The organism is Sphingomonas rhamnosi, from assembly GCF_036663615.1.
Classification (GTDB): domain Bacteria; phylum Pseudomonadota; class Alphaproteobacteria; order Sphingomonadales; family Sphingomonadaceae; genus Sphingomonas.
The window spans coordinates 364332-378218 of sequence record NZ_JAXOJJ010000002.1; the positions used below are offsets into that span (position 1 = coordinate 364332).

14 protein-coding genes are annotated in these 13887 nt (G+C 68.6%); 8 read left to right on the plus strand and 6 right to left on the minus strand.

Annotated elements, in window-relative coordinates; translation table 11 throughout:
* The first annotated feature begins 127 nt into the window (after window positions 1–127).
* The 6 genes from U1701_RS06710 to U1701_RS06735 all read left to right on the plus strand — a co-directional run bounded on the left by U1701_RS06710 (window position 128) and on the right by U1701_RS06735 (window position 5773).
* Window positions 128–763 carry a phosphoribosylanthranilate isomerase gene (locus U1701_RS06710; protein WP_332781938.1) on the plus strand — a complete coding sequence of 212 codons (636 nt, stop codon included), beginning with the start codon at window positions 128–130 and terminating at the stop codon, window positions 761–763.
* 95 nt (window positions 764–858) lie between these two features.
* Window positions 859–2088 (plus strand): tryptophan synthase subunit beta, encoded by a 1230-nt coding sequence (gene trpB / locus U1701_RS06715; RefSeq protein ID WP_332781766.1) that lies wholly within the window; start codon window positions 859–861, stop codon window positions 2086–2088.
* 124 nt (window positions 2089–2212) lie between these two features.
* Window positions 2213–3025, plus strand: coding sequence for a tryptophan synthase subunit alpha (gene trpA, locus U1701_RS06720; protein WP_332781767.1), 813 nt, complete (start codon window positions 2213–2215; stop codon window positions 3023–3025).
* Window positions 3022–3873: an acetyl-CoA carboxylase, carboxyltransferase subunit beta gene (gene accD / locus U1701_RS06725; RefSeq protein ID WP_332781768.1), complete on the plus strand. Its 852-nt coding sequence runs from the start codon at window positions 3022–3024 to the stop codon at window positions 3871–3873. Before trpA ends, accD begins: the two co-directional genes overlap by 4 nt.
* Before the next feature lie 95 nt (window positions 3874–3968).
* Window positions 3969–5276, plus strand: coding sequence for a bifunctional folylpolyglutamate synthase/dihydrofolate synthase (locus tag U1701_RS06730; RefSeq protein ID WP_332781769.1), 1308 nt, complete (start codon window positions 3969–3971; stop codon window positions 5274–5276).
* Window positions 5277–5344: 68 nt separating this feature from the next.
* Entirely contained in the window at window positions 5345–5773 is a 429-nt protein-coding gene (locus tag U1701_RS06735) for a DUF6628 family protein (protein ID WP_332781770.1), read from the plus strand.
* On the opposite strand, the gene U1701_RS06740 is transcribed toward U1701_RS06735, so the two are convergent.
* Both U1701_RS06740 and U1701_RS06745 read right to left on the minus strand, forming a co-directional pair.
* Window positions 5770–7101: an AmpG family muropeptide MFS transporter gene (locus tag U1701_RS06740; RefSeq protein ID WP_332781771.1), complete on the minus strand. Its 1332-nt coding sequence runs from the start codon at window positions 7099–7101 to the stop codon at window positions 5770–5772. The two genes, U1701_RS06735 and U1701_RS06740, sit on opposite strands and share 4 nt — an antisense overlap.
* 88 nt (window positions 7102–7189) lie before the next feature.
* Entirely contained in the window at window positions 7190–7618 is a 429-nt protein-coding gene (locus tag U1701_RS06745; protein ID WP_332781772.1) for a response regulator, read from the minus strand.
* A gap of 118 nt (window positions 7619–7736) precedes the next feature.
* On the opposite strand from U1701_RS06745, the gene U1701_RS06750 reads away from it, so the two are divergent.
* Window positions 7737–9236 carry a pseudouridine synthase gene (locus U1701_RS06750; RefSeq protein ID WP_332781773.1) on the plus strand — a complete coding sequence of 500 codons (1500 nt, stop codon included), beginning with the start codon at window positions 7737–7739 and terminating at the stop codon, window positions 9234–9236.
* A complete protein-coding gene (gene rsmD / locus U1701_RS06755) occupies window positions 9236–9772 on the plus strand; it encodes a 16S rRNA (guanine(966)-N(2))-methyltransferase RsmD (protein ID WP_332781774.1) in 537 nt (178 codons plus the stop codon). Before U1701_RS06750 ends, rsmD begins: the two co-directional genes overlap by 1 nt.
* 129 nt (window positions 9773–9901) lie before the next feature.
* Here the strand turns inward: rsmD and U1701_RS06760 are convergent, their stop codons facing one another.
* The 4 genes from U1701_RS06760 to U1701_RS06775 form a co-directional block, all read right to left on the minus strand.
* Window positions 9902–11149: an MFS transporter gene (locus U1701_RS06760; RefSeq protein WP_332781775.1), complete on the minus strand. Its 1248-nt coding sequence runs from the start codon at window positions 11147–11149 to the stop codon at window positions 9902–9904.
* 92 nt (window positions 11150–11241) lie between these two features.
* Window positions 11242–11616, minus strand: a complete 375-nt coding sequence (locus U1701_RS06765) for a low affinity iron permease family protein (protein ID WP_332781776.1) — start codon at window positions 11614–11616, stop codon at window positions 11242–11244.
* Between the two features lie 161 nt (window positions 11617–11777).
* Complete coding sequence (locus tag U1701_RS06770) at window positions 11778–12083, minus strand: hypothetical protein (RefSeq protein ID WP_332781777.1); 306 nt, start codon at window positions 12081–12083, stop codon at window positions 11778–11780.
* Between the two features lie 71 nt (window positions 12084–12154).
* Window positions 12155–13819 carry an inorganic phosphate transporter gene (locus tag U1701_RS06775; protein WP_443026002.1) on the minus strand — a complete coding sequence of 555 codons (1665 nt, stop codon included), beginning with the start codon at window positions 13817–13819 and terminating at the stop codon, window positions 12155–12157.
* Window positions 13820–13887 lie beyond the last annotated feature (68 nt).

Below are 13887 nucleotides of genomic sequence, written 5' to 3' on the forward strand. Positions count from 1 at the left end.
TCGCCCTCCGGGAGAGGTGCCGAGCGCAACGAGGCGGGTGAGGGCAGCGTGCCACACCCTGCCCTCACCCTCCCACCGCTTCGCGGCGGGCCCCTCCCTCTCCCGACGGGAGAGGGCTTTAGGAACTCTGATGACCACCGCGAAAATCTGCGGCCTTTCGACCCCCGCGACTCTCGACGCCGCGATCAAGCATGGCGCTAGCCATGTCGGATTCGTGTTCTTCGCCCCCTCCCCGCGCGACCTGTCGTTCGCGAAAGCGGCCGAACTCGCGGCGCGCGCGCCCGATCATGTCAAGCGCGTCGGCGTGTTCGTGAACCCCGACGATGCGCTGCTCGAACAGGCGGTCGTGGCCGGCGCCCTCGACACGCTGCAACTTCACAAGACCACGCCGCAGCGCGCCGATGCGATTCGCCAACGGTTCGGACGCAGCATATGGGCCGCGGTCGCGATCCGCACGCGCGCGGACCTGGGCGAGGCGGCGGCGTATCGCGGCGTCGCGGACCGCATTCTGTACGACGCCAAGACGCCGGACGGCGCCGCCCTACCGGGCGGCATGGGACTCCGGTTCGACTGGGATCTGCTGCGCGGCTTTCGCCATCCGCTGCCCTGGGCGCTCTCGGGGGGGCTTGATCCGACAAACGTCGCCGAGGCGATCCGGGCGACCGGGGCGGAGCTGGTCGACGTATCGTCGGGTGTGGAGACCGAACCAGGGATCAAGGACGAGACCCGGATCGCCGCGTTCCTGCGCGCCGTCGCGGCCTAACTGTTCACCCGCGACGGCGGTGCCAAGACTTGGGTCTCTGCCTTCGCGAGGACACAAGGACTTGGCGCACCGGCACGAGATGCTAAAGCGCCTCCATGAACGCCCCCAATTCCTACCGCGCCCAGCCCGACGACCGCGGGCATTTCGGCGACTTCGGCGGCCGCTATGTCGCCGAGACGCTGATGCCGCTCGTCCTCGAACTCGACGACGCGTACCGCGCCGCCAAGGCGGACCCCGCCTTCAAGGCCCAGTTCGACGACCTGCTCGAACATTATGTCGGCCGGCCGAGTCCGCTCTACTACGCCGAACGCCTGACCGAAGCACTGCGCGAGAGCGCCGAGCCGGGCATGGGCGCGCAAATCTGGTTCAAGCGCGACGAACTCAACCACACCGGCGCGCACAAGATCAACAACTGCATCGGCCAGATCCTGCTGGCGATGCGGATGGGCAAGACCCGGATCATCGCCGAGACCGGCGCGGGTCAGCACGGCGTCGCGACCGCGACGGTCTGCGCGCGGTTCGGGCTGCCCTGCGTCATCTACATGGGCGCCAAGGACGTCGAGCGGCAGGCGCCGAACGTGTTCCGCATGAAGCTGCTCGGCGCAGAAATCCGCCCGGTCACCAGCGGCGCGCATACGCTGAAGGACGCGATGAACGAGGGCATGCGCGACTGGGTCGCGAACGTCCACGACACCTTCTACATCATCGGCACCGCCGCCGGCCCGCATCCCTATCCGGAGATGGTCCGCGACTTCCAGAGCGTGATCGGGACCGAGGCGCGCGCGCAGATGCTGTCGCGAGTCGGTCGCCTGCCCGACATGCTGGTCGCCGCGATCGGCGGCGGATCGAACGCGATCGGCCTGTTCCACCCGTTCCTCGACGACGCCGATGTCCAGATGATCGGCGTCGAGGCGGCCGGCCACGGGCTCGACAAGCAGCATGCGGCGAGCCTGGCGGGCGGATCCCCCGGCGTCCTCCACGGCAACAAGACCTATCTGCTGCAGGACGAAGACGGCCAGATCACCGAGGCGCATTCGATCTCGGCGGGCCTCGACTATCCGGGCATCGGGCCGGAGCATGCCTGGCTGCGCGATATCGGCCGCGTCGAATATGACAGCGCGACCGACATCGAAGCGCTCGACGCATTCCAGCTGCTGTGCCGCACCGAGGGCATCATCCCCGCGCTGGAACCCTCACATGCCATCGCAACGGTGACGCGCAAGGCACGGGAGATGCGGCAGGATCAGATCATCCTCGCTAACCTGTGCGGACGTGGGGACAAGGACATCTTCACCGTCGCCGAAGCGCTAGGGGTGAAGATATGAGCCACCCCGCAAAGCACCGTCACCCCAGCGCAGGCTGGGGTCTTCCTGTTGGTGAGCGCAACACCCGCCCCATGGAGACCCCAGCCTTCGCTGGGGTGACGAATGGGGTAGCGGAGCGGAGCAAGTGAGCCGCCTTGCCGCCACCTTCACGCGCACGGCAGCCTCCGGCCGCGCCGCACTCGTCGCGTTCGTCACCGCGGGCGACCCCACCCCGCAGGTCACCGGCGCGATCCTCGACGCGATCGTTGCGGGCGGTGCTGACGTCATCGAGCTCGGCATGCCGTTCACCGATCCGATGGCCGACGGCCCGGCGATCCAGGCCGCGAACATCCGCAGCCTCGCCGCGGGCACCACGACCGCCGACATCCTCGTGATTGCCACCGCGTTCCGCGCGCGCCATCCGGACGTGCCGCTGGTACTGATGGGTTACGGCAACCCGATGCTGCGCCGCGGGGCCGACTGGTTCGCGGATGCCGCCGCGCAGGCTGGCGTCGACGGCGTCATCTGCGTCGACGTGCCGCCTGAGGAAGACGATGCGCTCGGTCCGCAGCTCCGCGCTGCCGGGATCGACCTGATCCGCCTCGCCACGCCCACCACCGACGCCGCCCGCCTGCCGCAGGTGCTGAACGGCGCCAGCGGCTTCCTCTATTACGTCTCGGTCGCCGGGATCACCGGGTTGCAGCAAGCGGCGCAAGCCTCGATCGCCGACGCCGTCGCACGGCTCAAGGCCGCGACCGACATCCCCGTCGCGGTCGGCTTCGGCATCCGCACCCCCGCCCAGGCCGCCGACGTCGCGCGCGTTGCCGACGGCGTCGTGGTCGGGTCGGCGATCGTCGAGCTGGTCGCGCAGCACGGCGCTGCCGCGGCCGATCCCGTCCGCCAATATATCAAGACTTTAGCCGACGCCGTTGCGTCCGCTCGAAAGGTCCCCGCATGAGCTGGCTCAACAGCGTCCGCAACGTCATCCCGTTCGTCACCAAGCGCGAAACGCCCGAGAATCTCTGGCATAAGTGCAAGGGCTGCGGGCAGATGGTCTTCACGCGCGAGCTGGAGGACAATCTCTACGTCTGCCCGAAATGCGATCACCACGACCGCATCGGGCCGAAGGAGCGCTTCCATCAGCTGTTCGACGAGGGTAGCTGTAGCGAACTCCCGGCGCCGAAGGTGCCCGAGGACCCGCTGAAGTTCCGCGACCAGAAGCGATACACCGATCGCCTCAAGGCAGCGCGGACCGACAACAGCGAACAGGATGCGCTGGTCAACGCCCGCGGCGCGATCGACGGCCACCGTGTCGTCGTCGGCGTGCAGGATTTCGGCTTCATGGGCGGATCGATGGGCCTCGCGGTCGGCGAGGCCTTCGTCCGCGGTGCCGAGGCCGCGATCGAGGATCGCTGCCCGTACGTGATCTTCACCGCCAGCGGCGGCGCGCGGATGCAGGAGGGTATCCTCAGCCTGATGCAGATGCCGCGCAGCACCGTCGCGATCCAGATGCTGCACGATGCCGGGCTGCCCTACATCGTCGTGCTGACCGACCCGACCTCGGGCGGCGTGATGGCGGCGTACGCGATGCTCGGCGACGTGCAGATCGCCGAGCCCAAGGCGACTCTCGCCTTCACCGGCCGCCGCGTGATCGAGAGCACGATCCGCGAGAAGCTGCCCGAGGATTTCCAGACGTCCGAATATTATCTGGAGCACGGCATGATCGACATGGTTGTACATCGGAAGGATCTGAAGGCGCAGCTGGGCACGGTGATCGGGTATCTGACCGCGCGCGAGGCGGCCTAACCGCCGTCCCCCTGGACGTGATCCGGGGTCCCGCTTTCCGACGGCCAAGCAAGCGGGACCCCGGCTCAAGGCCGGGGTGACGTATCGAGGACCTCATGCCCGACCACGCCACCTCCTCGTCCCCCGCCGTCCAGGCGCAACTCGACCGCCTGACCGCGCTCTCCCCCGGCGCGGACATCCTCGGGCTCGAGCGCATCACCGCACTGCTCGCGCGGCTCGGCGACCCGCACCGCAGCCTGCCGCCGGTGTTCCACGTCGCCGGCACCAACGGCAAGGGTTCGACCTGCGCCTTCCTGCGCGCCGCGATCGAGGCGGCAGGGCACAAGGTCCATGTCTATTCGAGCCCGCACCTCGTCCGCTTCAACGAGCGCATCCGCCTGGCCGGGCAGCTGATCGAGGACGACGCGCTCGCCGCCTTGCTGTCCGAAGTGCTCGATCATGCGGACGACCTGCAGGCGAGCTTCTTCGAAGTCACCACCGCCGCCGCCTTCCTCGCCTTTGCGCGCACCCCCGCCGCGGCGACGATCGTCGAGGTCGGGCTCGGCGGCCGGCTCGACGCGACCAATGTCATCGCGGCGCCCGCCGTCACCGGCATCGCCGCGCTCGGCATCGACCATCAGGCGTTCCTCGGCGACACGCTGCTGCAGATCGCGGGCGAGAAGGCGGGGATTGCCAAGCGCGGCGTGCCGCTCGTCACGATGGACTATGCACGTCCGCTGCGCGCGCGGATCGCCCGCGCCGCCGACGCCGCGGGCGCGCCGGTATTCGCGCGCGGCGCCGCCTGGACCAGCGAGACCGCGCGCACCACGACGCGCTACCGAGATCCCGGCTTCTCGATCGTCGCCAACCGGCCGCGGATGGTCGGCGCGCACCAGTCGCGCAACTTCGCGCTGGCGATCGCGATGCTGCGCCATCAGGGTGCGGTGCACGTTCCCGAGGCGGCGATGCGCGCCGCTGCCGATTGGGCGCACTGGCCCGCGCGGATGCAGCGGCTCGGCGACGGCCCGTTGAGCGCGCGTCTGCCGGCGGGCAGCGACCTGTGGCTGGATGGCGCACACAATCCCAGCGCCGCACAACCAGTCGCGCGGGCATTGCGCACGCTGGCGCGGGGTCGACCCGTGACGCTGGTGATGGGCATGCTCGCCAACAAGGATGCCGACGCGGTGTTACGCATCCTCGCGCCGTCCGCGCAGCGGCTGGTCGGCGTCCCGGTACCCGGCCATGCGCATCACGCTCCGGATACGCTCGCGACGATCGCGCGCGGCCTGGGCCTCGCAGCGGACACCGCGCCGGATATTCCCGCCGCGCTCGACCGCGTCGAGCAAGCGGGCCTCGTCCTGATCGCGGGATCGCTGTACCTGGCCGGCGAGGTGCTCGCGCAGAACGACGAGCTGCCCGATTGACGCCTTATTGATATTGACTATCAATAACGAAACCGCGACTCTCCGCGCCTCACCACGGAGTCGCGTAGATGACCGATCCCCAAACCGTCACGGCGCTGTTGCCGCATGCGTTGCCCGCCTGCCCGAATGCGCGCGTCGCGCTGTTCGCGATGCGGCGGATGGGGGCGCACGGGCTCGCCGATGCGCGCGCGGCGCATGTGCTGTTCACCGCGTTCGGGCAGGCCTTTCGACGACCATTGATCCTGATGCGCGCGTTGATGGCGGATCTGGCGGGGGCGTCGAGCGGCACGATCGCGATCGCGCCATGCTGTTGCCCGCGGATGACGCCCGCGGAATCGGCGCTGCTCACGGTCCTTGCGCGGATCGAGACCGCACCCGACACGGCGCGGTATCTGATGACCGACCTGCTTGGGGTGCGGCGGGTCGACGGCGTCCTCACCAGCGCGGCCGCGGTGGCGATGGCGTTCGCCGACGAGGGGCGCCCGGTGATCGTCTAGACCGCCGTCCCGTCGCGCGCGTCGCCCGGACCGTCCACGCCGGCCGTTCCGATCGAGCGGTCGACCGTCCCCGACCGGCTCATCCACCAGAACAGCAGCACGCCGGGCAGCGCGACCACCGTCGTCATCCAGTAGAAATCGACATAGCCGAACCGCTCGACCAGCGCGCCCGCGGTGGTCGCGGTCAACAGCCGCCCGACCACGCTCGAGGCCGCCGAGATCAGCGCATATTGCGCCGCGGTGAAGCGCAGGTCGCACAGCGCGGAGAAATAGGCGATCACGGTCACACCGCCGATCCCGCTCGCGATATTCTCGAACCCGATCGCAGCGGCGAGGCCCTCGTTCGAATGGCCCGCGCCCGCCAGCAGCGCGAAGCTGGCGTTCGACACCGCCATCAGCACCAGGCTGATCAGCACCGAGCGCTTCAGCCCGAGCCGTGCGTACAGCACGCCGCCGATGAAGATGCCGACCAGATACGCCCAGAAGCCGACGCCGACGTCGTAGATCGCGATCTCGTCGTTGCTGAAGCCCAGATCGTTGAGCATCAGCCGCAAAACGATCTGCCCCAGCGTGTCGCCGATCTTGTGGACCAGGATGAAGACGAGGATGATCGCGGCGCCCTGACGCTGGAAGAACTCGACGAAGGGGCCGACGATCGACGCCCAGATTTCGGCCATGCCGCGCTTGGCGGTTGGTTCGCGATGGCGTTCGGGTTCGCCCATCAACAGCCCGGTCAGCATCGCCGGCAGTGCGAACAGCGCGCAGGCCATATACGCCCCCGCCCAGCCGATCCGCGACGCCAGCACCAACGCCAGCGCGCCCGCCGCGACCGATCCGATCCGCCAGCCATATTGCGTCATGCCCGAGCCGACGCCGAGCTGATACGGCTTGAGCGTCTCGATCCGATAGGCATCGATGACAATGTCGAAGGTCGCACCGGCGATGCCGACGAGGATCGCGGCGAGTACCGTCCCAGACAGGTTCGTGCTTGGACTGACCAGCGCCAGATTGATCACCGCCCCCATCACCAGCAGCCCGGCGAACACCAGCCACGACACGCGCTGCCCCAGCCGCCCGAGCACGGGCAACCGCACGCCGTCGATCATCCAGGCCCAGAGCGGCTTCAGATTATAGACCAGGAACCCCAGCGTGAACGCGGTGATCGTCTTCTTGTCGAGACCGTCCTGCGCTAGCCGGCTGGTCAGCGTCGCGCCGATCATCGCATAGGGAAAGCCCGACGACACGCCGAGGAAGAACGCGGCGAGCGGCGCTTTTTCGACATAGGGGCGCAGTCCATCCACCCAGCGCGTGCCCGCGTTCCGTTCCATACGCTTGTCCCCAGTCGATCTTGGGGCAGACCCTAGGGAGGCGGCGCTGAGGGGGCAACCGTGTGCAGAGCCGCAGTTCAGCGCGGCGTTAGACGGTCGCGAACAACCGGAACCCCTGCGGCAGCCGCTTGGTCGTCTTGCCATCCAGCGCTGCCTCGATCGCCGCGATGGCGTCGAGCAGGTCGCGCGGCAGATAGGGCTTGAACAGGCACCCGCTCGCCCATTGCACGGCTTCGTCCGGGAAATTCCCGGTCACGAACAGCACCGGCACGCCGCGCGCATGCGCCGCGCGCGCCAGATCGACGCCCGACCCGTCGGCCAGGTTCACGTCGACCACGAGCATGTCGATCGCGTCGTCTTCCTCGATGATCGGCAGCGCCTCGGAGACGCGGTCGGTGGTCGCGACGACCGTGAATTTCGCCTCGCTCAGCGAATGTTCGGTGTCGAACGCGACCAGCGGTTCGTCCTCGACCAACAACAAGCGGACGATCTGGCGTTTCTTCTTCCCGAATAGCATCTGCCAAAGCCCCACACGCCCGAACGAATATCGTTACGCCCGTGCACCTTAACGCGCATCGGACCCATCGGTCGCAAATATTTTCGCGCGCGCGGCCATTCGGCTGTATCAGCGCCCGATGACGACTTCCAAAGACTCCGACACGCCGCCGGAAGGCACCCCTGTCGCGACCCCCACCGGCACCCCGACGGGTGACCGCATCGCCAAGCTGCTCGCCCGCGCCGGCATCGCCTCGCGCCGCGACGTCGAGCGCATGATCGAGGAGGGCCGCGTCGCGCTTAACGGCACGACGCTCGATACGCCTGCGACGATCCTGCGCAATTTGAACGGCGTGACCGTCGACGGCGATCCCGTGCAGCCACCCGAAGCCGCACGCCTGTACCTCTATCACAAGCCGCCCGGCCTGCTCGTCACCGAGCGCGACCCCGCGGGTCGCCCGATCATCTACGACAAGCTGCCCAAGGACCTGCCGCGGCTCGTGCCCGTCGGGCGCCTCGACATGAACACCGAGGGGCTGTTGCTGATGACCACCGACGGTGGCCTGAAGCGCACGCTGGAGCTGCCCGCCAGCGGCGTCGAGCGCGCCTATCGCGCGCGCGCTTACGGGCCGATCACGCAGCAGCAGCTGGACGAGCTGATGGAAGGCGTCGAGATCGAGGGCGTCCGCTACGGCGCGATCAACGCCAATATCGAACGCCGCACCGGCGCCAACGTCTGGATCGAGATGATCCTGACCGAGGGCAAGAACCGCGAAGTCCGCCGCGTGCTGGAGCATCTGGGGCTCCAGGTCAGCCGCCTGATCCGCACGCGCTACGGCCCGTTCGTGCTCGGCGAGCTGATGCCGGGGCAAATCGGCGAGGTGACGCAGCACGATGTCGTCGCGTTCCAGAAGGACCTGGGCAAGGGCAAGCCGGCCGGTCCCGCCGAGCGCCCCAATATCGGCATCAGCGCGAGTGCCGCGGCCGGTGCCGGGATCGGTGGCCGTCCGAAGAGCCCGCCGATCCCGGTCGCTGGCCCGATCCGCACCCCCCGCCCGGTCGCGGAGCGCCCGGCGCGCGTGAAGCCCGAGCGAATCCGCCCGACCGCGCTGCAGCAGCGCGGTGACACCGCCAGTCCTTGGGAGCGTCCCGAACCCGGCGCGCGTGCCGCGGCGCGGCCGGCGGCGATGCATTCCGCACGGCCGACCGGGCAACGCCGCGATGATGATCGCGACCGTGGAGAGGCGCTGAGCACCAGCCCGAAGGTCAAGCATTTCCGGCCTGCCAAACCGCCGCGCAACGCCCAGCCTGCGCCGACCCGCGTCGGCGGCAGCGGCCCGCGTCGCACCGATACACAACGTGCGCCGTACGACGCCAGCCGCCCGCAGCGCCCGCGCGACGATAGCGCACGGCCTCAGCGCGCGCGTGACGACACCCCGCGGCCACAGCGCGGCCGCGACGATACTGCGCCGCGCGCACCGATCGACAAGCGCGCCGCCCGCAGCGCGGGTGGCCGCCCGGGCGCCGAACCCCGGGCCTTCCGTCCCGACACCGCCGCCAAGCCGTCGCGTCCCGCGGGCAAGGGCCCATCGGGTGGCCGCGGTCATCCGCCCAGAGCGCCGCGTGGAGGCAAGAAGTAATGCGTATCATCGCCGGTAAGTGGCGCGGTCGCCCCATCGTTGCGCCCAAGGGTGAGGACACCCGCCCCACCGCCGACCGCACGCGCGAGGCGCTGTTCTCGATGCTGATCAGCCGGATCGGCAGCTTCGATGGGCTGGCGGTCGCCGACCTGTTCGCAGGGTCAGGTGCGCTCGGCATTGAGGCGCTGTCGCGCGGCGCGGCGTCGTGCCTGTTCGTCGAACAGGATCGGCTCGCGGTGGACGCGCTGAAAGCCAATCTCGCCAAGCTCGAGGTCCGTGCCGACGTCCGCGCGACCTCGGTGATGGCGCTCGGGCCGGCACCCGCCGCGCTCGACGTGATCATGATGGACCCGCCCTACGGCACCGGCGCCGGGTTGGTCGCGCTCGACAAGCTCGCGCGGCTTGGCTGGACCAATGCGGCGACGTGGATCAGCATCGAGACCGCGAAGGCTGAAGAGGTGGCGCTCGCCGGTTTCGAGGTCGACGCGACGCGGGTTCACGGGAAGGCCCGAATCACGCTGCTGCGCGCAGCCTAACTCCTCCCCTGCAAGGGGAGGGGGACCGCGACGCGTAGCGGCGGGGTGGAGGGGCTCTCCGCGAACGCGCCGTATGACGTACGCCCCCTCCACTAGCTGCGCTGGTGCCCCTCCCCGTGCCGGGGAGGATTATTTGCGCGACATCGCCAGCCCACCCAAACTCAGCACCCCCGCTGCCATCAGATACAGTCCGACCATCCACAACCCGTGCGGCGCCAGCGCCTCGGCCACGATCGGTGCCAGCGCGCCACCAAGTACGCCGCCCAGATTGAACGTCATCGACACCCCGGTGTAGCGCACGCCCGCGGGGAACAGGCTCGGCAGCCACCCGCCGAGCGGCCCGTAGGCGAATCCCATCACGAACAGCGCCCCCGACAGCCACAGCGCGACGACGACCAGCGATCCCGACCCCAGCATCGGTCCCATTAGCGCGCCGACCAGGATACAGCCCGCAAAGCCGATCGCGAGCATCCGCTCCGCCGAATGCCGGTCCGCGAGCATGCTCGCGACGATCACGCCGCCGGCGAGGAACCAGATCGCCACCAATTCGACCGAGAGGAACGCCTCGCGCGAATAGCCAAGCGTCTTGGTCCCGTAGCCGAGCGCAAAGGCGGTCGCGAGATAGAACAGCGCGAAGCACGCGATCACGCCGAACGTCCCCGCCAGCGTCGGCCGTAGGTGCTCCGTCAACAGGGTCGCGATTGGCACCTTCGGGATCGCCTCGATACGCTCGGCTTCGAGGAAGGCCGGCGTCTCGACCAGCTTCAGCCGCACCCACAGCCCCAGCGCCACCAGCACCGCGCTGAGCAGGAACGGGATCCGCCACCCCCAGGCCAGGAACTGCGCCTCGTCGAGCACAAGCCCGATGAGCAGGAACAGCCCGTTCGCGGCCAGGAAGCCGACCGGCGCACCCAACGGTGGAAACATCCCCCAGGTGTTGCGGCGATGCGGCGGCGCATTCTCGACCGCGAGCAGCGCCGCCCCGCCCCATTCGCCACCCAGCCCAAGCCCCTGCCCGAGCCGCATCAGGCACAGCAGCGCCGGCGCGATCCACCCGGCCTGCGCATAGGTCGGCAGGAACGCGATCCCGACGGTCGATCCGCCCATCAGCACCAGGCTGGCGACCAAAGTCGATTTGCGCCCCACCCGGTCGCCGAAATGCCCGAACACCACCGCGCCGACCGGCCGCGCGACGAAGGCGAGCCCGAACGTCGCGTACGACAGCAACAGCTGCGCGCCCGCCGACTGACCGGAAAAGAACAGCGGCCCGAACACCAGCGCCGCAGCGGTCGCGTAAATGTAGAAATCGTAGAACTCGACCGCAGTGCCGACCAGGCTGGCGGCAAGGATGCGGCGATGCGACCGGAGCGTGCTCATGACACTGCCATCGAGCCATCGCGCGCTCTGGTCAACCGTGCGGACGAGGGCAAAGCTCGGCGCGGATACGTCGACGGCTCATCCGCTCGGCATCACTCCGGGACGCCACGCTCCTCCAGCTCCTCTTCGGCGGCTTCGCCCCCTCGGCGCAGCGCCTCCAGTTCGTCGATCGACTTGCCCTCGATCCCTGCCACCGCGTTGCGCGCGCCCTGCATCGCATAGACCAGCTCGTCCATCTTCAGGTGCAGGGCCTGCTCGCTGCGGCGCTGCCCGTTGAGCACCATCTGCGTCAACGTGATCGACGCCACCGACAGGATCAGCGTCAACAGGTTTTCGCCAGCGGCACCTGCGCGGACGAACCACCCGGCGCAGAACACGGCGACCAGCACGATCGCGATCGGCGTCCCTGCCAGATCCGCCGTACGGCCGGCAACCCGGCTTCCGGCCTCGTTGATCTGCTTCAGCATACTGGCCTCGTCCTTCAAACGTTCGGTGCCCAACCACGGCTCGGTCTTGAGATGCCAGGCGCATCCGTCCTTCCCCGGGCGGACGGCAACGTGCGGTAAACCCAACGAAAAAGGCCCCCACCGCGAGGTGGAGGCCTTCATCGCTCAGCGGATGTAACCGCTTACTTCTTCACGCCCACGACGGGCACGTCGACGGTTTCGGTCTCGGTCTTGACCTTGGGCACTTCGACTTCAGTCTTCTTGGTGCCGACGACGACTTCCTTCGAGTCCATGTCGACCTTGGGCAGCTCGCCGCCCTTGACCGAAACCTGCGGCAGCGCACCGTCCTTCTTGACGTCTGCGCTCCAGAACCCGGTCGCGAACAGCACGCCGACGATCAGCGCGATGACAACCAGAATGATCGCGATCGTCGAGCCTGCGCCGCGGCGCTTGACGACGACGGTGTCCGTGGTGCGATAATCCGACATGATACTACTCCCTGTTATAACGGTTCAGTAACGACGTCGCGAACCGGTTGTTCCGTAAAAATCGTCGGGGCTCAATATCCTAGTGCGCCCGCGATGCCGAGCAGTGCCCAGTACAGCAAGCCCGACAACAGCATCGCGACCGGCAGCGTCATCACCCAGGCCAGCACCATGTTGCGGATCGTCCGGCGCTGCAGCCCGGCGCCGTTGGCGACGCTCGCGCCGGCGACACCCGACGACAGGATGTGCGTGGTCGATACCGGCAGGCCATAGCGATCCGCCAGCAGGATCGTCGCCGCCGCCATCAGTTCGGCCGACGCGCCCATGCCATAGGTCAGATGCGTCTTGCCGATGCGCTCGCCGACGGTGACGACGATCCGCTTCCATCCGACCATCGTGCCCAGTCCCAGCGCCAGCGCGACCGTCACCTTGACCCACAGCGGGATGTAGCGCGTGCCGCGTTCGAGCTGCGAGCCATAGCTCTTGAGCACGGTCATTTCCTGCGCGGTAAACCGGCTTTGCGCGCCCTTGTCGACGGCGACCAGCTTGGTGGTGTCGAGCACCAGATACATGTCGTTGCGCAGGTTCGGCGTCGCCGCCGCCGGCACCTTGCCCAGCGAACCATAGCCCGCGATCCGGCTCGCGACGTCGTTCGACAGCGCGGCGAGCCCGCCATAGACCGCCGGATCGTCCGCGCGCTTGGTGGTCAGCGCCTGCGTAACGACGGCGCGCGCGGCGGGCAGATCGGCCGTCGCGCCGTTGGCATGCGCGGCATAGGCGCTCGACGCCGCGCGCGCGGCCTGCACGAATGCCGGCGTCGCGCTCTCGGGCACGGTACGATTGAGCGCATAGGCGGTCGGCGCGCAGCCGATCAGGATCAACATGATCAGCCCCATGCCCTTCTGCCCGTCGTTGCTGCCATGCGCGAAGCTGACTGCGGTGCAGGTCGCGATCAGGAGCGCACGGATCCCCTTGGGCGGCGGCGCAGCGTTCTTGGGCGCCTCGTACAGCGTCTTGTCGCGCACGAACCGCTTCATCACCAGCAGCAGGAGCAACGCGCCGCCGAACCCGATCAGCGGGCTGAACGCGAGTGCCGACAGCACTTTCCATACCTGTGCCATGTCGACGCCCGAGGTGCCGCCGGTGCCGCCATGCAAGATCTGGTTGGCGAGCCCGACGCCCAGGATCGAGCCGATCAGCGCATGGCTCGACGAATTGGGCAGACCCACGAACCAGGTGGCCAGGTTCCACAGGATCGCCGCCAGCAGCAGCGCGAAGATCATCGCGAACCCGCCCGCGCTGCCGACGTGCAGGATCAGATCGACCGGCAGCAGCGTGATGATCGAATAGGCGACCGCGCCCGACGAGAGCACCACGCCGAGGAAATTGAAGAACCCCGACCACACCACCGCGACCGGCGCGGGCAACGAATGCGTGTAGATCACCGTCGCGACCGCGTTGGCGGTGTCGTGGAAGCCGTTGACGAATTCGAACCCCAGCGCGATCAGCAGCGCGAGCGCTAGGAACGCAAACGCGCCGAGCGCCAGGCTCTCGCCGACCTGCGCGGTGTCGACGAACACGCTGAACCCGGCATAGCCGAGCCCGCCGAGCAGGACGGCGAGGAATATCCAGCGGCTCGACGGGTGGAGGGCGTGGTCCAGGCGCGGACCAACGGGGACATGCGCGTGCTCGGGCGGCGGCGCGGTCGATTCACCGAGCGGTGTAAAGGTGGTTGCCATGACCCGCCCGCTTTCGTCCGCGCAGGTGACGATTTTATGACAGGGCGCCACTCAAGGACCCAGCCGTT